The following is an 18658-nucleotide window of genomic DNA, read 5'->3' as shown; positions in this document are numbered from 1 at the left end:
TTTAGACATAATAAAAACCTCGAAATTCTTGTCCGAATTTCGGGGTTCATATCAACTCTTCTAATCCATAGTCCTTTTCTAGCATGTAATCATCAATATTTTTCAAATCAATGATATTAACCGTTGACTTCCATTCGTCTCCTTCTGTTTTTTAGTGAAAATTATAGGAGTCTCTTCTAATGCTTTGTCTACAGTTCTTTGATTTCTTGTATCATTAGTAAATTCAAAGCCTGCATTGCAGAAACCTACATAATCAACTCCCTTATCTTTAAAATAAGGCAAAATAAAATTTGTCAGCAAGTATTTTTTACTCTCAACTGTAGCTATGGAAGAATATAAGTAATAATAATCGATGATAGCAATACTGCTTCCACTATCTATTTTGTAATCATTAACCATTACATCAGCGACCGTAAATAGATCCCCGCTTTCATCATCTGCAACTTCCACTATATTTTCTTCAGCGCCATTCACCAAGAAACAATATGCCTCTGCAATTATCTTTTTTTCTTCTTTTTCATCTTCAGTACTTAAGCTTAAAGTCGACTTATATACTCCATGATCATAATCTATATCTTTTACTTCGTAATTTTCTAACGTTAGTACTTCTTCTTTTATTTCCTTATCTGTGAACGTACCGTTGGTATTTTTCCTATCCATGTGTTTTTTCTCCATTTGATTTTTCCTCCACAAACTGTAGAGATCACTTAATTTTAATCCTTTAATTAAAGGATCACCTCTATCAATTAAAGAGATCACTGACAATAGTATTCTCTATCTATGAGAACAGTTTAACTATAGCAGTAATTTTAAAAAATATCAAACTTAATAAAAGGATTAGCTTTTTTCTTAAATAGTTATCAAGCCAATGAAAATAATAATCTTCCTCCTTAAATAACTAAATTAAATTTCACATTTCTTATTTCCATTCTCCTAATAACTATAATGTACAATTAAGAGAGAAATAGTATTATTTAGAATGTTTACTTCTATAAAAACTGGAGTATTTAATTATTTTTAACAATTCAATTTATACAAAGTCATGTAATTATTAATATGAAAATAACCCTCAATATTAATAGAAAGGCCACTTTACAAAGAATTAGATCATTCTTTAATTACAATTATCCTAATTATCTTAATCTGAGTGACCTTACAAACTATGAATTAAAATCTATTGATTATACTCAACCATATGTTACCCAAACTAGGCGGACTGATGCCTTAGAAAAATTGATTAGCCAACAAATTGAGGCAAATTTGATTGTCATGAATGTTCAACAAGCAATTAATAAATGTCCTGATCGACCACATGCACCTTATAAAAATATACTTATTGACCGATATTTAAAATTTCATTCAGCATGGCAAGTTGTGTTAAAAATTCAATACAGTTCTTCTCAATATAATAAATTACAAAATAGAGTTCTTTTATTATTTGCCAAGAAATTTATCATTCAACTAATTTAGCTTTGCAGTAATAAATGCTGCAAGCCCCAGTACCATTGCCAAGCCACCAAAAATCCATGGAATCACAAAAGGCCACTTTTTATATATTCCATCGAACAATTTTATGATTTTTGCTCCTAAGAGAAAATATATAGCTATAATACCTACACTACAAATTGTATAGGCACAAAAATCAATAAAATTCATGATTCATCTTGTCTCTACAAAAAATAAATTATCATGAAATAAATTATTGGAATAATTTGATTTATTAAACTATATCGATTGATTCTTTTAAGATTTAAACTTTCCATATTTAAGTCTCCAATTTCTAAGCCAGATTAATAACAAAATTATCTTTTTTGTTATTAAATTTATTCATTCAGAAAATATTAAATTTCTGTACTTTACAATAATCCTATATTTTTATTTGTTTGATCTTCTAACATTATTGAATTATAGGCTTTCATTTTTATGATTTTCTACTTTAAGTCAATTCAGTCTTTCTCCGTCATATTAAATATGATTTTTTCTTAAGTATTATGATGACATCATCTTTTCGAGATATGTTTCGGATAATTCAAGAATCTCTTCAACTGTTAACCATTTCTTTTGCAATAGTCTATTTACCTATCCTAATCCCCAGAAAATTTTCAAAATCTGTCTCTCTATAAAGCATAATATATTTTGCATGTTTAAACCTTCTTATTCGTTTTTGTAAAGGCTGCAATACTTTTATCAATTTTCAACTGTATCGTCACCAATCATCATATTTTTTAAATTATTATAAGCTGTTTCATTTTTCAGTATCTCTACCATTTCCGGCATAATAAATTTATCAAAAATCTCATATTGATTGCTAGCAGGAGACTTTGAATTAATAAAATTCTTTAACATATTAGTTAGAGGTTCTCCAATCGCTATTTTAAAATTAAAACCTAATAATTGCATAGTTTTTAATGTGTCTACGCTTATTAAGTTTTTGATCTGTTCAAACGCAGAAATTTGTTTCATCACTTCTCGATTATCATCATTCTCAACAACAATTGTTTCTTTTAAAATGTCTAATATTTTTTCAATGGTATTATGCAAATGCGTTATATCATCATCACTAATTTCTACTTTTTCTAATTCATCTTTATAGCTTCTAGCGATTCTAATAGCTTCAGCTCTTTCAGATATAAGTTGATCAATCAATTCATTATAATCATTTTTTAGATTCTCTATATTGCTTTCATTCTTCATTGAAGCTATTTTAGTTTGAATTCCTGAAACCGTACCTTTTGCCGTTAAACTTGCTAGTTGTGTAGCTAATTCTAATATTACTGTCTGCATTTTATCACCTATACCTTCTATTTTTTTGAACATGTGTTCTAAAATACTATAAATCTTTTCTTAGTTCTTTACAATAAAAGATTTCAAATCAGTGTTCTACCCAATAAAATTCTTGCTCTAGTCACTTTTCATAAAAATAGTTTAAATAAATATAAATTTGTATCAGATTAAATAAGTGTAATAGGACTAGGAATGCAGGGATTAAATACATTGAAATAAGAGTAATTCTTCTCAGTATGTGTAGTTAATTTCGTAAAAAATTAATATTAAACACAAATTTAACTACTATTCCTTGCTCGAAATATAGCAAGACTGATAAAACTGACGCCTATTATCTCGCTCTAATTCAAAAGCTTCATCATTCAGTTAATCGTCCTCAATCTAAGTATAAAAAAGGTAGATAAAAACATTTTCATGTTTCTATCTACCTTTTTACTTTAGGATGCTTGACAAAGAGCCAGATAAATTTTTCCGTCAGAATTTCACTCATTTCTAAAGCTTATTATTTTCCTTTCATTATGCAATCTACGAAGAAAAATTAATGATGAAACGAATAAAAACCACTTAAAAGATTTAGCATCCATACTTTCTGTTCCATTCGCTAAATATACGTGATCTAGTATATGGCTTTAATGATTCTAATAAACTTTTTGTTTCTAAATTATATTCCTGCAATTTATTTAAAGTAATTTCTATTTCAGTTTCAATCAATTTAGTAATATGCATATACCCTTTTTCACATAAAATCCTAATCAACTCTACTGTCTTCTTTAATTGTTCTCTTGAGCACTCTTTTACAAAAGTCATTATAATAAAATCTTCTTCTCTCAATTTATAATTAGGCTCTATATTTGAAGATTTTAAAATATTAATTAAAGAATTTGTTTTATCAACTTCTTCATCTCGGATATATCTAACAATAGTTCTAATACTCTGAGAAATAAATATTTTATCTTCTAAAATTAATTGATTAACCCATTGAGTGGCAAACTTGGGCCTGCCATCGCTCTCCCAATATAGGTCAAAGATGAGCCTATAAATTTGACTTCTAAAAGAAGAGTGCGTAATTAAAGTAAATGTTGATGTTGTTGGTTGCTCATATCGTAAAATCATTGCTGTAATAAAGTTAATCACGTTTAGATCATTAACCGTTTCTTTTAAAAGAGATTCAATTGATTTTTTATAAAGGCAATAAATTTCTTCATTAATTCCATTATGAAATTTAATAAAAAAGTATAAAGATAATTTGCTATATTTTTCCTCATCTTTTGATGAAATACTATTAAAAAATATACCTTTAAAGACCTGACGCTTACTAATGTCAGCTTTATTTATTTCTTTGAGTAATTTGGGCATATAGTTACTTAGAACAGTTTTGTCAGATTCATTAATCACTGTTAAAACATAACAATAATTTAAAAATTCTGTTTGCATATAATCCTGCATATCAAAATAGTCTTTTTTAGGAACCAAAAGATTTAATTTATTTATTTCAACTTTTTTAAACAAAAATTTATAAATGCCTTTATTTTCAATATTTTTACACTCTAGAATTTTTTCCCATAAATTAAAGTCATTCGGATATGTAAATGCCAACTCTAAATGTCTTTCTAAAAATTCTATATACTTCATAACAATTTCATCTATTTTAGGTAAATTATTTTCTAAACCGAAATTAATAAGTTTGCCAATAGCATAATCAAATGATTTATACATTCTAATATTTTCAAACAGTCCGATAATAACGCTCAAGTACTCTCTTGAATAATTACTCCAAAAATTAACGTCGCATAATTTCTTCACTAATTCATTATTTTGACCAGACAAAGATTTTTCTGTAAAATTGTCCCAATTAATTTTACTAGTATCACCAATAGAGTTAGCTAAGTTGTTTAACAAAGTACTGGGCGTTTTTATATCTTTTTCAATATTTATTTCAAAAAAGGGAAGTTGATCAATTTCTCTTGCCACTCCCCCGATATCTGCTATTCCATCTTGAAAATAATTAGATTTCTTGGCAGGATTCAGCATATACTTTCTGTTTATTTTATTAAATTCATTCCCAATACTTTGAAAATTCCAATCAATTTTTGAAAATAATTTTTTCCTAACTTTTTTTGTTAAATTTACCTCAGCTAAATCTACGTTTACTAGTATCTTTTGAACAATCTTATATGTATAAAAGTTAGCTGGAAAATCTTTTCTTTTTAAGTATCTAATGTTTCCTTTCTTACATAAATCAAATAGAATTCGTACAGCTTGTCTATCTTTTATACTTTCCCAAGAACTATAAAATATCCCAGTTTTATCTATTTCTTGTAATTCATTACTTAATAATAAATACGTATCTTGATCAAAATTGAATCTTTGATCTGTATTTATTGCTATAGGATAAGATGATTTAAATCCAAGAGCAGCTATCAAATATAAACATTTTACTGTGTCATCTGGTACTTCTACCCTAATATACGGAGTTAAATATTTTTCTATATTATTTTTTAGAAAATCGCATTTTTTACTGGTAGAATATTTTTTCCAGAATTTAAGCGATATACTAATCATTAAGTTCGCTAGTTTTGAATTAGACGACTGCTCGGCTTTCACAATTTGGAAAGCATTTTTTTGTGCTTCTAAAGATAATTTATCAAAATTTTCTACAACATTATTCCAAAATGCTAAAAGTTGATTAGACTCTCTCTTTAATACCTTTAGAAACTCATCATTCTTCATTAAGTCATTTAGTATTGAATCTTCTTTTAGCGTTCCCAAGAACTCATCCACAATCATGAATTCTTGATTAGCTATTGCTTTTAAAATTTCTGGTATTGGATTTTCGTTATTATCAACCTTACTTTTTAGATCTTTTTCCGAAACGACAATTTCTTTACTAAATTCTAAATCAACATCCCTATTTAATTGTTTTAAAAAAGCAGGTAGATCATCAAAAGATTTTTCATACCAAATAAGACTAATTCCTTGTCTATTTAAATAATATGTCTTTAACTTTATAGATCGAATATTATCAAGTTCATTTCCCTCAGTCTGAAAAAGCATAATTGCATATTTTCTAACTTTAATGTTTTCAACATCTAAGAAATGTAGTACCTCGTCTTCTTGTAAACTAGATCCTACAAAGATTATTAATGGATCCTTTACTGAAGCAAATAATTTTTTTATCTGTTCTCGATATTGATTTCTCTCATTATACATTTTTAGATATGATTGAGAGGAGCTAATAAATACATCTTCTATGCTTTTGGGCATACCATGTAAGTGAATAACGTCATCAGTTATTAATTTTTCTCCATGATATTTGTCGATACTAGAATAAACAGTTGGTTTCAAGCCTATTGTTGCTAAACATGCTCGTTCTATCTGTTCATCATAATTAGTAGTAATAAAAATCGGACGTAGATTAACCAATTCATTTAGTATTTTATTTTCTTTAAGCATTGGTTCGGAATCAATAAACACAGTTTGCTCATATTGATGAATATATTTTTTCTCTATGGTAGCAGAATCCCGTGCATTATTACATTGAGAATACTCTGATATTATTTCGTGTACTAAATCAACTTTTCTCTCTTTAGAATAATTTACCTTTTTTAACCACTGCAAATATCTTCTATCTGCAACTTTGACTTGAGAAAATTTTGTTTTAGGATTAGCCACAATATCTTCTAAATGATAGCTCCAATAATCTATTAATCCATCTACATATTCATTCCAATTTGGAAATCCCTGACTAATAGATGTTCCAGCTCCGACAAAACAAAATAATGAACTACTTTTTTTTGCCTGAACAATATCTTTTATGAATTCTTTATAGTCTGAATGATTTATTTCTCGAAAGTTTTTCATACTTGTTCTTTATATTTTTTTCGTCACGTACCACTTATTATTTATAAATACTCTGAATAATTTTGAGGAATGTGCATATCCTGTAAAATTCCATCAAAACTAACCGATTGAAAACTATACTGATATGAATCTAAAAGAGATTTCATTTTTTTAATTAGTATTGTATATTCACGTTTATCTAATACTAGTTTAAGACTCATAATTAGTTCAAAAACTCCAGCTTGGCTTTGTAATTCTAAACTGGAATCATTAAGCATACTTTTGATAGGTTTTAATCTTGCCGATTTATAAATATATTTTGAATATGTAATTTCATTATGTGCAACTGCATTTCTAAAATGATTAACCATATGATTTATTGTTTCTATAACATCCGGAGTTAAACTAGGTGTCTTTTTTATCCCATATTCTTCTTTTCTCTTTTTTGTAAAAGCCTTAGCAGCAGCAACTTTTACATCTTCTGTACAATTACTATAGAAATAATTCAAATCTCCAAAAGTTAAAAAATTTACTAACACCCATAAGGGTACATGACGATGATTATTAACATAATGTTTAATAGCATTATCTCGTCTTTCTGAGGCTTTTCTATTTATCGTACTAGACAAGGAACTTATAGTTTTTAAAATCTGAGGGAGTTTATTTGGATTAGTACTAAAATTATCCATGGCCAAATATGCATGTTTTTCAGGATATTTTTCTGAAAAACAATATGAAATTTCTGCACCCAAAGTTGTCTCATAAGCTAGGAGTCCATCATAAAGAATAGACCTCAATTCTTTATCCAAATCATATAAAGCAACTATTTCTCTGAAACTAGCTCCCGGAATAAACTTTTCTGGATGAATAATATTACCATATGAATCTCTTGCTAAAAACAAATGTTTATATCCATTAATTAAAGTATAATAGCCTATTCTTTCTAAAGCCTGTTTAGCTTTCCCATCAGTCGGGACTTCTAATCCACGTGCTCTAAGTATGCGTAATTGTTGTCGATAAGTTTTAAAAGGTTTTGTATCTTCCATCTAAAAATCTCCAAAAAGAAAAGTCTTGATATAAAAATTATACCAAGACTTTCTTTAGTTTAGAACCTAACTCCTACGGCCTCTAAACTTGATCTGTTAAATATAGTTTATAGTTTACTGCCATAAATTTCAATAGAAATGTTTCAATAAAAACACCTTTTTATTTGGAAAGGTGTTTCTATTGAAACATTTTTCTCTGTAAGATTATACTTAAAAATTTTCCCCATCAAAAAAGACCAAGCAAAAATTGCTTGATCTCACATTCGGTATTATTTAACTAAGAAACTTTACTTCCCTAACTCATCAAAGAGGCCGTCGGCCTTTAAAATGTCTAAATACCGACCAATAGCATCTGGCCAAGTTGGAAGTGGCTTAAAGCCGTTTTCTTCTAACTTACTCTTGTCTAAGCGAGAGTTAAATGGACGAACAGCCTTTGATAAGCCATATTCTTCAGTAGTTACAGGAGTAACCTTAGTCTTGTAGCCCGCTTGACGATAGATTTCTTTAGTGAAATCGTACCAAGAAATATAGCCGGTCTTAGTACCATTTTCATCATGGTCGCCTTCACTTGCTGGTAATTCAGCATTAGTTGCATGGTAGTAACCATACTTATCAGTTTCAATCATGTCTACCAATAAACGAGCTAAATCAAAAGTATAAGTTGGTGTACCTACTTGGTCGCTAACCACCTTAACTTCATCATGGTTTGAACCAACTTTAAGCATAGTTTTAATGAAGTTAGATCCGTTTACACCAAATACCCAAGCAATACGAACGATGAAGTACTTGTCCAAGGTATTAGCAACAGCTTCTTCTCCACCAAGCTTAGTTTCACCGTAAACATTTAATGGCTTGTAACCCTTAAAGTCAGGTTCCCAAGGAGTAGTTCCTTGACCATCAAAGACGTAGTCAGTTGATAAGTAAACCATTGGGGCATCTAGCTTTTTAGCAACATTAGCGATGTTTTGAGTTCCATCAACGTTAACTTTGCGAACAGCAGCTACCTTGTCATCATCTTCAGCCATGTCAACTGCAGTCCAAGCAGCACAGTGAATAATCACGTCAGGATTTACTTCAGAAATAGCCTTGTCTACTGCGGCTGCATCAGTAATATCTAAAGAAACGTATGGAGCTTTAGTCACAGCTGTGCCGTCAGCTACACCAGCATACTCAGGTGCTAGGTCTGATCCAACACCTTCATAGCCACGTTTAGCAAGTTCATTCATTACGTCATGGCCAAGTTGACCATTAACGCCAGTTACAAAAACTTTCATTAATTTACCTCACTAATTAAAACTTAAAAGTATCCTTTAAGCCTTTCCATTCTTGATCACGGTCAGATAAAGTAAGCTTAGTACCATCATCAAGAGTGTAGCCACTAGCATCTGGACTGCCTGGGTAATCACCCTTAAGATGTGGCCATTCGATACCAATTTCAGGATCGTTCCAAGCCATACCACCTTCATCGTTTGGGTGCCAGAAATCGTTAACTTTGTAACAGAATTCTGCTTCATCACTTAAAACAAGGAAACCATGAGCAAAACCTTGTGGAATTAAGAATTGCTTCTTGTTTTCAGCAGTCAATTCAACCCCGTACCATTTACCGTAAGTCTTTGAGTCGCTACGAAGGTCAACAGCAACGTCAAATACGCTACCACGAACAGCACGAACCAACTTGATTTGTGGGTATTTCTTTTGGAAGTGTAAACCACGAAGTACACCCTTAGTTGAACTTGATTGGTTATCTTGAACGAAGTTAATGCTAAAACCAGCATCCATCATATCTCTTTGGTTAAAAGTTTCCATGAAGTAACCACGATCATCACCGTGAACAGTTGGAGTGATAACTGCTAAACCTTCAATTCCACCAACTTTTTTTTCAACTTTAATTTGTCCCATTTTAAAAAGCTTCTTTCTTAATTAAAAATTTTAGTAACGAACTTTACCTTCAGCAACTGATTTTAAATGTTTACCATATGGGCTCTTGCCATAGTGCTTAGCAGCCGCAAGTAATTGATCCTTGTCAATCCAGCCGTGAATATAAGCAATTTCTTCTGGAGCTGAAACTGAAACGCCTTGACGTTCTTCAATCATCTTAACATAGTTAGAAGCGTCAACTAAACTTTGCATCGTACCCGTATCAAGCCATGCATAACCACGGCCTAAAAGTTGTACACCTAAGTTATCGTCTTGTAAGTACATATCGTTCAGACTAGTAATTTCTACTTCGCCACGTGCACTTGGCTTAACTTGAGCAGCCTTTTCACTTACACCAGCTGGGTAGAAGTAAAGACCAGTAACCGCATAGTTACTCTTAGGTTGTTCTGGTTTTTCTTCGATAGATACAACATTATCATCTTCATCAAAACCAATAACACCAAAACGTTCTGGATCATTTACGTAGTAACCAAAGACAGTTGCCTTACCCTTTTGGGCATCTTCAGCAGCATTCTTAAGCAACTCAGTAAAACCATTACCGTAGAAAATGTTATCACCTAAAACCATGGCACACGCTTCACCATTAATGAAATCTTCACCTAATGTAAATGCTTGAGCCAACCCATCTGGACTTGGTTGAACCTTGTAAGAAAGGTTAACACCAAATTGTGAACCATTACCTAATAGTTCCTTAAAACGTGGAGTGTCGGCTGGAGTAGAAATAACTAAAATATCTTTAATACCAGCTAGCATCAAAGTAGATAATGGGTAATAAATCATTGGTTTGTCGTAAACTGGCAATAATTGCTTACTAGTTACTAAAGTCAATGGATATAAACGCGTACCTGAACCGCCTGCTAAAATAATTCCCTTCATGCTGAATTAGTCCTTATCTAAAACTTGCTTCTTACCGTACATTTCGTCGTAATAGTTTTGGTAGTCACCAGAAATGATGTTTTCCCACCATTCTTTGTTGTCAAGGTACCATTGGATAGTCTTCTTGATACCATCTTTAAACATAGTTTCTGGAAGCCAGCCTAATTCATTGTGAATCTTTTCTGGGTCGATAGCATAACGACGGTCATGACCCTTACGGTCAGTAACGTGTTCAATTAATGAGTATGGCTTGTCTAAGTAATCACAGATAAGTTTAACAATATCAATATTAGCCATTTCGTTGTGACCACCAATGTTGTAAACTTCACCAGGCTTACCATTTTCTAAGATAAGGTCAATTGCCTTGCAGTGATCTTCAACGTAGAGCCAGTCACGAACGTTCTTACCATCACCGTAAACTGGTAATTTTTCATTGTTTAATGCTCTTTGGATCATCAATGGAATCAATTTTTCTGGGAACTGATATGGACCATAGTTATTAGAACAACGTGAGATGGTTACTGGCAAGTTGAAAGTTCTGCCGTATGCACCAACTAACAAGTCTGCACTAGCCTTACTTGATGAGTAAGGACTTGAAGTATGAAGTGGAGTATCTTCGTGGAAGAAAAGATCTGGACGATCTAATGGTAAATCACCGTAAACCTCGTCAGTTGAAACTTGGTGGAAACGCTTGATACCGTACTTACGGCAAGCATCCATTAAGACAGAAGTACCAATAATGTTAGTTTCTAAGAAAATTTCTGGATTTTCAATAGAACGATCAACGTGACTTTCAGCAGCAAAGTTAACTACTACATCAGGCTTTTCTTCTTCGAATAACTTGTAAACACCTTCACGATCACGAATGTCTAACTTAACAAACTTGAAGTTAGGGTTATCCATAACATCCTTTAAAGTAGATAAATTACCTGCATAAGTTAAACTATCTAAACAGATAATTTCATAATCAGGATGCTTCTTTAACATGTAAAAAACAAAGTTTGAACCGATAAAACCGGCACCGCCAGTAACAATAACTTTCATAATTAGATCTGCCTTTCTTTATTCACTACTTATCATACATCCTTACGTTACGTCACCTTCAAGAAAATAAAAATAGAATTTTTAATTCTATAGAAAAAGATCAAGCACTTAGCTTCATGTGCTTGATCTTTGTTGCTATTTCTTACAGATAAAGTAACCTGCATCTTTAGTTATGTGAAAGCCATCTTTTACTTTATCATCAACGTAATTTTTAAATTCATTATAGTGATCTAGTAAAATTGAACTCTGATTGCCATGACAAGATAAGATGTAGGAAATTACTGGCGTAGATTCAGACAATTCAATCGCATCTTCATACTTATGGCAGGTAACATCCGTAAAATCATGAGATAAAATTTCTGCTCCATTGTCTAAGCCAAAGCGATCATACAGATTAGTTGAAGATAAAACAATTTCTGGATTAAATTCTTGAACTAGATCCGTAATTTCATGCATATGTCTCTTAGAATAAGTAGAACAAGCAAAAGAAGCGCCCGTTTTCATTACTCTCTTTACTTCCTTCAAGGTCTTAGGAATATTGTCACAGTAGAAAAGCATATGGTTAGCAATTACCAAATCAAATGTATTGTCCGCAAAAGGTATTTTTTGTGCATCAAATACGGCATATTGAAATTCTGGTCTGTCTCCAATTTCACTTTTCGCATCAGCTAAGATACCTTCAGAAATATCAGATAAAACAATGGTTAATTCTTTTGGAATTCTATTTAAATTTTGTGACCATAAAGTACCATTACCGGCACCTAGTTCTAGAATCTTCATCCCTGGCTTTAAGTCTAGTTGTCTAAACAACCAGTGGAACCATCCCTCTTTATTAAGAGAATAATCTCGGTGAAGTTTGATTCGCGCAGAAATATTGGAAGCATTTTGGTATTGAGTACTTAGGGACTGATTCATTGAAGTCAAATGGATCAAATCTAGCATCTTATTCCAGTCTACTTCTTCTCCCGCTTTTAAGGTGCTACTAGTCGAATCAATAGCAATAGCTACATTCTGCATCTCTTTAAGGCGTTCTTCCACTAGTCTTTTTTGAATCTGGAGAGAATCAAGTAAAAGCTGCCTGTCTCCTGTTCCTAAAGTCATTTCTCGAATGTCACTTAAAGAAAAGCCAAGATACTTTAGTAGGAGGATTTGTTGCAATTTAGCAAAATCAGCATCGGTGTAACGTCTTGCTCTACTTGCCGTGTGGGTTGATGGTTTTAATAGATTTTTTTGATCATAATAGCGAATTGTACGAATTGAAACATGCGCCTTCTTCGCAAATTCACCGCTTGTGTAGTATTTTGACATGTAATCTTATTTTTTTAAAAGAGAAGTACAAAATACGATTTTGTAGCCTTCTCCAATACCTTATTTTGCTACTACATCTAATAAATTCACTTCCATAATTTATAAAAAAATAGAGAAATATAGTTATAGAATTATAAAAATACTAAATTCTTTCTAATGTTAAATGAATATTATTTCTCTATTTCATTAAAATACATTAACATCCTTTCATAATAAGCTTGATTAACTTTGTTAAGGCCAACCTTTATTAGACTGATAAAAATTAATAAAAATAAAATTCCTATGAATATCTCAATAGTAAAATTAAGATTATTAATATTATCCCCCTTTCCAGGTGTAAAAGCATTAATAATATCCACAAAGAAATCATGAGAAACGAGAGTAGACAATATAGGTAAAAGGGCGATAAAAATAGAACCTAAATTCCAAAAAGGGGGATCATTTTTTAATTTTACATTTACTTTCAATTTAAAATAAGTATCAATATTCTTTTGTTTTAATTTAGATAAATTTTGTATAATATTTGTTCCATTTATCGAATCTAACTTATTACTTACAACTGGACTAAGAAATATATTTAATTTATCGTTATTATTGATGATAGAAGAAAGATCTTCTATATTTAAATGTTTTTGAGACAATTTACTAAAAAATGTTCCAATTATCGTATCCTTATATTCTCGTGAATATGTATATGGTACGATTGCCATAAGTGGATAAACCATAGCAGTTAGTAAGAAGAAAAAAATAAGATATATATCAATTAATGCTTTACTTAAATCTGTATTATTAAAAACAATTTTTGGAATAACCATTATTATCAAAAAGAAATACATTGTGTATATAAAAATTTTCAATATTCGATATTTAAAAAATGAATAACCTTCAAATTTTAAATTTCTCCTAAGCCGTTCAAATATCTTGCTACAATAATACCACACAGCTAAATTAATTAGTTCAAACACTATCAATAGAAATATCTCATGATTAAAAGTTTTTCGAATATCAAAAATTTTTAAAGACAATAGAGATAAAATAACTAAAATTAATAATTGAAGAATATTTTGATCATCAAAGCTAACCCCTATTTTATTCAAATAATTCATTATCTTCTTATCTTTAGTAAACTTTATTGCCATATATAAAATGGATCCTTTACTATTATTTATAATTAAACTTTACAATTTTAATTATAATTGTAAATATAATTTGTGTAAATATTTCTTACAAATTATGTTTTAATTATTGATTTAATTAATGAAAAATTCTAAGATATTTTAAACATGACTAAAATCTTTACAAAAATTTGATTAGTAGTAACGATCATTGTAAGTCATACCTGACTTATCAAGTACTTGCTAAGTTGAGAATTATACCCTCAGTTTGGATTTAACACTTGATGAAATTGTTAAAGAACTCAATTATATTGATTGAATAAAGTTTAGGCCTTAATCTACCTAAGATAATTGTAAAAGAGCAGTATGTCTACTTCGATATCGTTCAGGTCTTCAACGGTAAGACTATAAATATTATTTTATTATTTATAGAAACGTAATAACATTACAGATTCATTAATCAAATAGACAATACCACAAAAATCAATCCTTGCATATAATAAACTATTATGAAAACAAAAAGACTTTAATTGTAGTTAAATTGATCAATTTTATTACAGATTTATTTGTTATCCTTAATAATTGGGACGAATTTACGACACTTAGACACTCAAAAATAGGATTTTAAAGACTAAGACCTTGTTATGCTTGATTTTATGTAAAAAAGAGATGAATCACAACATTATCAGATTATAATTGATTTCCTGCTTTAGGCTGTGTGATAAACAACTATTTATATCTAAATTAATCAAACTACTCTCCTAATATTCATCTCCATTAAGGAATAAAACCAAAATACAATATATTCCTTTATTAGGTAAAAATGGTCGCATCTTAACATCATAACCACACTATCTGATAGAAAAATAGTATTATTCAATATATTTTGGCTTTTTCAAACAAATTTAACAATAAAATCAAGTGTAACTATATAAGTAAACCCTAATAGGATAATTATAAAATTTCATATTTCTATGTTCAAAATCTATTTATACTTTCTTTAAAAACTTACATTAAATATTTTCTTTGTATTTCTTTGAATGTATAATTAAACATAAATATTATCAAAATATTTATGGAGATTTTTATGGCAAAGGAACTGAGCTTGAATAATATTATTTATAAACAATATCCTTTTTTATTTAAAAATAGCAAAGAGTTCGAAGAAGAACTTAATCACTCAAGGCTAAATTCAAATCAAATTAATTCTTTAATTAATGAATTGCAGTTTAAGATAAATAATAAAAAGTTTCTAACTTTTATAAGTACTATTTTTTCATTTATTTTATCAATTTATTCTTTATACATTTCTTGTACAGCATTTTTATACTCAATATATTTTCAAGATCTGTCTGTAATTGATTCGCTAAAAGAAAAATTAGCTTTTATAAATAGTATGACACACACATATATGTATAAAGATATCAAAAAAACTTTATTACTCTATAGTAATCCAAATAGTTGGCTATTAGGTTTAATTACAATTTTAATTGTATATTCAATCTATTCTACTTACCATACCTTTCGTCTAAAAAAATTTCTCTCCTTTCTTTATTCATTCCAAAGAGAGCTTTTACAATAGATTAATCCCTATTATGACTAGTATTGAAGAAACATTCTGAGCTAAATAGTGAATCAATTATCCGACGGGATAATTGATTCACTATTTTCTGTTTTATTGTAGAATTGGAGTAGTAGTAAAACAATATGTTATGGTCTCTTTAGACACTTGATGTCGAGTTTAGAAAATTAGATCTATCCTTCTAAACAAATGCATTTTACTACTAATCTTTAAGAAGTATTTATTGTACAAGTTGTTTTTGAGATTGATGTAAGCAAGTCTACTTCTACTGTCTGGGAATTAATTGGTCAAATAGCCAATTCTGCTAAAACTGATTCTTGTCATATAGCAGATTATTATAAAAACAAAAAGCTATCCTCTCAAACCAAAGAGTTTCTATTGCTTCAATTTATAAGCTAATCAGAACTATTTACGCTCTGATTATCAATGATCAACCATATGAGCCAAACATAATCAAAAAGACTTTAATCGTATAATTACTTTATTGTAGACCTAAGCTCGTAAAAGCGACATGTTTTACATGCTTATTTGTCTTACTTTATTTGATAAATAAATTGAGTTGTATTTACGATATCATAAATATAATATAAAAAAATAAAGCTAAACACCTTAGTATGCTTAACTTCACGTAGAAAGAGGCCATAGCCTCTCTTAACTTAAAATCCTTCTTCGTCCAATTCAATTAAGTTTACTAGGAGTTTGTGCTCTGTCCTCTAACAATGATTGTATTAAATTTCATCTTAATATTAAAGACCCTACTATTGTTTTTTTCTGATTATTTCAAAAAATATATTAACGGCAAATATCATAATCTCTATGTAGCAAAACTTATTCAGCTTGATTACCCTTACTGCCATTCCAATAATCCTAAGCAATGGGCGATATACTTCCTTTATTACTGCTGATGCAAGCTATCGCTATCCAGTTACTAAATACAGACCCTTAAAATCCACCTAGAAGTTTTTATCTCATGAGATATGACAAGCTAAATAAAAAGACATCTTATTCTGACTAGAATTTCAAGGACTATCTCACTCAAGAGATTGCAAATATATATTAGGCGTGCAGAACTTTATGACTTCTATTCGAAACAAGCTATGAGAAAGTAAGTTATTAATTTTCAAGCATAATTAATTATATAATGTCATAAAAAAGCAAAAGACTTTAATAGAAAAGATTCTGTCTCATGGATAATCTAATGTATCAAGTTTTTTAAATTAACGAAACTATATAAATTGTTTTTGAAACGTGACAACTGTTTTTATTGAATGCTTTTTTTTGCATATTCTAACAAATCTTTATTACGATACTTTTCAGTATCAGTTTTTCTAATTAAATTAATTAAAAAATCGGGCTCAACTTCAAGAGTTTCATCAAAAACCTCATTTTGATTTACATCAAGAACCGCAAATCGGATTGTTTCTTCAATATGCTGCCCATTATTAGTCAATTTATGCTTAAAATCTTTAAAAACAAATTTTAATAATCCGATATTATTATTTCTAACTGGAACTTGAATTCTATCACTATCTTCTTCCTGCTTATCAATATGATATTTTTGAGATAATATTTTTCCAAGATCAGAATCTAACTTCAAAAATTGCCCATTTAAAATTTGAGCTGGACTACTTTCTGCAAATTTCCATGGTAAATTATCTGGAATAGTCCAGCGATATAACCATCCTTTGTTTCTAACAAAACTATTTAGCATCTTTTTAGCCAAATTTTCAGAGAAACATAATCCAGTTTGTATTTTTAAAATATAAATAATTCTATCAAATTGTTCTTTTAACATTTTTTTATTTCTCAATCCTAAAAGACTATTAGCATTTAAAGATGTATTATTAGTATGCCAATTCGGATTAGAATACGGACAATTATTATAATTATGTTGATTATAATTAGCAATATTCGGAACATCTTTCTTTACATGCCTTCCATACGGATTCACTTGTCCTACTTGATTCTTATATAGATTTACCAATAATATTGGATTACCGCATCCCGGACACACTCCATAATACCGATCTCCATTACTTTGGGATAATTGAACATAAGGATAATCTCTGTTTGTATAATTATCAAAATTGTTTGAATTAATTTTATAACTAAAATAATCACTATCTCTCAACATAAAACGATCCATATTAAATCCTCCTTAATTAATATATAAATCACTTTACATAATAACTTCATTAGAAAAAATCAAGCAACAGACTCATTATAATACTAAATTATAAAAGAAAAGCATTATGATTAATTCAATATTATATTCGCAATTTTTTAAATAAATATTTTGTTGATACATCAGCAGCAATTTGAAAATATGATTAATTTTAAGAAATGTAATTTTATTTTTACTAATCAATTTTCAAATTGAATTAATGGTCTACTTATCTTAAATCTCAAATATAGTTTATATAAATTGAAATTTACCAATTTACTATATTTACCCTTATTTCTATCCAAAGTCACAACCAAAAATAGCAAATTAATCATTTTATTGGATAATCAATTCACTATTTACTCTAATTTTTCATCATTTACTTTTAGCCAATCCAAACAGAGTGTGATAAAAGATACTTGTAGTTAATAAGTGATATCTTTTAATTTTACTAACTATCCTTCAAAATCTCCTATTAACTTCATAGCATAATCATCATCATAAATTCCTTTTAATCCACCCCAACCATTTTTTGCATCTGGAACACTCGCTAAGATATAATTTGCAGGTTCTCCATCTTCTTTACATTTTGCATTTAATGAATCACACACTTGATTTAAAGTTGGATTATGAACAAGGTCAGGAATAGTAAATACATCTACTTGTTTTTCTGTAACTGACTTATGATTTTGTAGTACCAAATAATCATAAAAATCATCCACTAACTTCTCAACAAAAAGTTTATCTGGTTTCTGCAAATGGATTTTTTCCATATCATATTTATTATTCATAAATATTTTTCTCCTCCCTTATTATTTAAAAACATTTCTATATTTTATTATCACTCAAAACAAATAATATGTTAATGATTTCTAACTCTTACATTCTTAGTCTATAAAAACTGGCTCTATACTTTTTCCTGTTGATGGATATCTATGATATCCTATCGACAGGATTTTTT

At 29.4% G+C, this 18658-nt stretch carries 15 protein-coding genes; 2 read left to right on the top strand and 13 right to left on the bottom strand.

Annotation, left to right across the window (positions count from 1 at the left end):
* Window positions 1-102: 102 nt before the first annotated feature.
* Window positions 103-675: a hypothetical protein gene (locus Q9R40_RS08940; protein WP_304677363.1), complete on the bottom strand. Its 573-nt coding sequence runs from the start codon at window positions 673-675 to the stop codon at window positions 103-105.
* A 381-nt stretch (window positions 676-1056) separates the two neighbouring features.
* On the opposite strand from Q9R40_RS08940, the gene Q9R40_RS08935 reads away from it, so the two are divergent.
* Window positions 1057-1470, top strand: a complete 414-nt coding sequence (locus Q9R40_RS08935) for a hypothetical protein (RefSeq protein ID WP_304677362.1) — start codon at window positions 1057-1059, stop codon at window positions 1468-1470.
* On the opposite strand, the gene Q9R40_RS08930 is transcribed toward Q9R40_RS08935, so the two are convergent.
* From Q9R40_RS08930 to Q9R40_RS08885, 10 genes are all read right to left on the bottom strand, one after another.
* Window positions 1462-1656 (bottom strand): hypothetical protein, encoded by a 195-nt coding sequence (locus Q9R40_RS08930; RefSeq protein ID WP_304677361.1) that lies wholly within the window; start codon window positions 1654-1656, stop codon window positions 1462-1464. The genes Q9R40_RS08935 and Q9R40_RS08930 overlap by 9 nt on opposite strands.
* 531 nt (window positions 1657-2187) lie before the next feature.
* Complete coding sequence (locus Q9R40_RS08925; RefSeq protein WP_304677360.1) at window positions 2188-2784, bottom strand: hypothetical protein; 597 nt, start codon at window positions 2782-2784, stop codon at window positions 2188-2190.
* A 573-nt stretch (window positions 2785-3357) separates the two neighbouring features.
* A complete protein-coding gene (locus Q9R40_RS08920) occupies window positions 3358-6645 on the bottom strand; it encodes an SIR2 family protein (RefSeq protein WP_304677359.1) in 3288 nt (1095 codons plus the stop codon).
* Window positions 6646-6686: 41 nt separating this feature from the next.
* Window positions 6687-7670 carry an Abi family protein gene (locus tag Q9R40_RS08915; RefSeq protein ID WP_304677358.1) on the bottom strand — a complete coding sequence of 328 codons (984 nt, stop codon included), beginning with the start codon at window positions 7668-7670 and terminating at the stop codon, window positions 6687-6689.
* A gap of 287 nt (window positions 7671-7957) precedes the next feature.
* Window positions 7958-8944, bottom strand: a complete 987-nt coding sequence (gene rfbD / locus Q9R40_RS08910; RefSeq protein ID WP_304677357.1) for a dTDP-4-dehydrorhamnose reductase — start codon at window positions 8942-8944, stop codon at window positions 7958-7960.
* Between the two features lie 16 nt (window positions 8945-8960).
* Window positions 8961-9569 carry a dTDP-4-dehydrorhamnose 3,5-epimerase gene (gene rfbC / locus Q9R40_RS08905; protein WP_304677356.1) on the bottom strand — a complete coding sequence of 203 codons (609 nt, stop codon included), beginning with the start codon at window positions 9567-9569 and terminating at the stop codon, window positions 8961-8963.
* A gap of 30 nt (window positions 9570-9599) precedes the next feature.
* Complete coding sequence (rfbA, locus tag Q9R40_RS08900) at window positions 9600-10484, bottom strand: glucose-1-phosphate thymidylyltransferase RfbA (protein ID WP_304677355.1); 885 nt, start codon at window positions 10482-10484, stop codon at window positions 9600-9602.
* 6 nt (window positions 10485-10490) lie between these two features.
* Window positions 10491-11528, bottom strand: a complete 1038-nt coding sequence (gene rfbB / locus Q9R40_RS08895; protein ID WP_094498450.1) for a dTDP-glucose 4,6-dehydratase — start codon at window positions 11526-11528, stop codon at window positions 10491-10493.
* Between the two features lie 135 nt (window positions 11529-11663).
* Window positions 11664-12836: a MerR family transcriptional regulator gene (locus Q9R40_RS08890; RefSeq protein ID WP_304677354.1), complete on the bottom strand. Its 1173-nt coding sequence runs from the start codon at window positions 12834-12836 to the stop codon at window positions 11664-11666.
* 170 nt (window positions 12837-13006) lie between these two features.
* Window positions 13007-13975 (bottom strand): hypothetical protein, encoded by a 969-nt coding sequence (locus Q9R40_RS08885; protein WP_304677353.1) that lies wholly within the window; start codon window positions 13973-13975, stop codon window positions 13007-13009.
* A 1063-nt stretch (window positions 13976-15038) separates the two neighbouring features.
* On the opposite strand from Q9R40_RS08885, the gene Q9R40_RS08880 reads away from it, so the two are divergent.
* Window positions 15039-15533, top strand: a complete 495-nt coding sequence (locus Q9R40_RS08880) for a hypothetical protein (RefSeq protein ID WP_304677352.1) — start codon at window positions 15039-15041, stop codon at window positions 15531-15533.
* Window positions 15534-16794: 1261 nt separating this feature from the next.
* Here Q9R40_RS08880 and Q9R40_RS08870 read toward each other — a convergent pair.
* Together Q9R40_RS08870 and Q9R40_RS08865 are read right to left on the bottom strand one after the other, a co-directional pair.
* Window positions 16795-17679: a hypothetical protein gene (locus Q9R40_RS08870; RefSeq protein WP_304677351.1), complete on the bottom strand. Its 885-nt coding sequence runs from the start codon at window positions 17677-17679 to the stop codon at window positions 16795-16797.
* 473 nt (window positions 17680-18152) lie between these two features.
* Window positions 18153-18488, bottom strand: coding sequence for a hypothetical protein (locus Q9R40_RS08865; RefSeq protein WP_304677350.1), 336 nt, complete (start codon window positions 18486-18488; stop codon window positions 18153-18155).
* Window positions 18489-18658: the final 170 nt, after the last annotated feature.

The organism is uncultured Lactobacillus sp. (genome assembly GCF_948948975.1).
GTDB lineage: Bacteria > Bacillota > Bacilli > Lactobacillales > Lactobacillaceae > Lactobacillus.
The sequence above is the reverse complement of the archived record's forward strand: the minus strand, read 5'-3'. Positions and strand labels throughout refer to the sequence as shown.

What these genes read in the sequence shown, in the direction of transcription:
- Q9R40_RS08915 (WP_304677358.1), bottom strand. Translation starts at nt 7,670, where the DNA reads ATGGAAGATACAAAACCTTTTAAAACTTATCGACAACAATTACGCATA.
- Q9R40_RS08935 (WP_304677362.1), top strand. Translation starts at nt 1,057, where the DNA reads ATGAAAATAACCCTCAATATTAATAGAAAGGCCACTTTACAAAGAATT.
- Q9R40_RS08870 (WP_304677351.1), bottom strand. Translation starts at nt 17,679, where the DNA reads ATGGATCGTTTTATGTTGAGAGATAGTGATTATTTTAGTTATAAAATT.
- rfbA (WP_304677355.1), bottom strand. Translation starts at nt 10,484, where the DNA reads ATGAAGGGAATTATTTTAGCAGGCGGTTCAGGTACGCGTTTATATCCA.
- Q9R40_RS08880 (WP_304677352.1), top strand. Translation starts at nt 15,039, where the DNA reads ATGGCAAAGGAACTGAGCTTGAATAATATTATTTATAAACAATATCCT.
- rfbD (WP_304677357.1), bottom strand. Translation starts at nt 8,944, where the DNA reads ATGAAAGTTTTTGTAACTGGCGTTAATGGTCAACTTGGCCATGACGTA.
- rfbB (WP_094498450.1), bottom strand. Translation starts at nt 11,528, where the DNA reads ATGAAAGTTATTGTTACTGGCGGTGCCGGTTTTATCGGTTCAAACTTT.
- Q9R40_RS08885 (WP_304677353.1), bottom strand. Translation starts at nt 13,975, where the DNA reads ATGGCAATAAAGTTTACTAAAGATAAGAAGATAATGAATTATTTGAAT.
- Q9R40_RS08890 (WP_304677354.1), bottom strand. Translation starts at nt 12,836, where the DNA reads ATGTCAAAATACTACACAAGCGGTGAATTTGCGAAGAAGGCGCATGTT.
- Q9R40_RS08920 (WP_304677359.1), bottom strand. Translation starts at nt 6,645, where the DNA reads ATGAAAAACTTTCGAGAAATAAATCATTCAGACTATAAAGAATTCATA.
- Q9R40_RS08930 (WP_304677361.1), bottom strand. Translation starts at nt 1,656, where the DNA reads ATGAATTTTATTGATTTTTGTGCCTATACAATTTGTAGTGTAGGTATT.
- Q9R40_RS08925 (WP_304677360.1), bottom strand. Translation starts at nt 2,784, where the DNA reads ATGCAGACAGTAATATTAGAATTAGCTACACAACTAGCAAGTTTAACG.
- Q9R40_RS08865 (WP_304677350.1), bottom strand. Translation starts at nt 18,488, where the DNA reads ATGAATAATAAATATGATATGGAAAAAATCCATTTGCAGAAACCAGAT.
- Q9R40_RS08940 (WP_304677363.1), bottom strand. Translation starts at nt 675, where the DNA reads ATGGAGAAAAAACACATGGATAGGAAAAATACCAACGGTACGTTCACA.
- rfbC (WP_304677356.1), bottom strand. Translation starts at nt 9,569, where the DNA reads ATGGGACAAATTAAAGTTGAAAAAAAAGTTGGTGGAATTGAAGGTTTA.